Raw genomic sequence first — 1,011 nt, 5'->3', positions numbered from 1 at the left:
CTGAGGACAAGCCCTCGGCCTATTAGTACCGGTCAGCTCCACCCATTACTGGGCTTCCACATCCGGCCTATCAACCCAGTCGTCTACTGGGAGCCTTACCCTCTCAAGGAGGTGGGAATACTCATCTCGAAGCAGGCTTCCCGCTTAGATGCTTTCAGCGGTTATCCCTCCCGAACGTAGCCAACCAGCCATGCCCTTGGCAGGACAACTGGCACACCAGAGGTTCGTCCGTCCCGGTCCTCTCGTACTAGGGACAGCCCTTCTCAATATTCCTACGCGCACAGCGGATAGGGACCGAACTGTCTCACGACGTTCTAAACCCAGCTCGCGTACCGCTTTAATGGGCGAACAGCCCAACCCTTGGGACCTACTCCAGCCCCAGGATGCGACGAGCCGACATCGAGGTGCCAAACCATCCCGTCGATATGGACTCTTGGGGAAGATCAGCCTGTTATCCCCGGGGTACCTTTTATCCGTTGAGCGACGGCGCTTCCACAAGCCACCGCCGGATCACTAGTCCCTGCTTTCGCACCTGCTCGACCCGTCGGTCTCACAGTCAAGCTCCCTTGTGCACTTACACTCAACACCTGATTGCCAACCAGGCTGAGGGAACCTTTGGGCGCCTCCGTTACTCTTTAGGAGGCAACCGCCCCAGTTAAACTACCCACCAGACACTGTCCCTGATCCGGATCACGGACCCAGGTTAGACATCCAGCACGACCAGAGTGGTATTTCAACGTCGACTCCACGACAACTGGCGTTGCCGCTTCAAAGTCTCCCACCTATCCTACACAAGCCGAACCGAACACCAATATCAAGCTATAGTAAAGGTCCCGGGGTCTTTCCGTCCTGCTGCGCGAAACGAGCATCTTTACTCGTAATGCAATTTCACCGGGCCTATGGTTGAGACAGTCGAGAAGTCGTTACGCCATTCGTGCAGGTCGGAACTTACCCGACAAGGAATTTCGCTACCTTAGGATGGTTATAGTTACCACCGCCGTTTACTGGCGC

The 1,011-nt window shown here is 56.0% G+C and carries 1 rRNA gene; it reads right to left on the bottom strand.

Annotated features, from left to right (window positions below):
• Nucleotides 1-2: 2 nt before the first annotated feature.
• A 23S ribosomal RNA gene (locus ABD323_RS41640) occupies nucleotides 3-1,011 on the bottom strand; the annotation flags it as partial.

It is taken from the genome of Kitasatospora nipponensis (assembly GCF_039528135.1).
GTDB classification, from domain to species: Bacteria; Actinomycetota; Actinomycetes; order Streptomycetales; family Streptomycetaceae; genus Kitasatospora; species Kitasatospora nipponensis.
The sequence above is the reverse complement of the archived record's forward strand: the minus strand, read 5'-3'. Positions and strand labels throughout refer to the sequence as shown.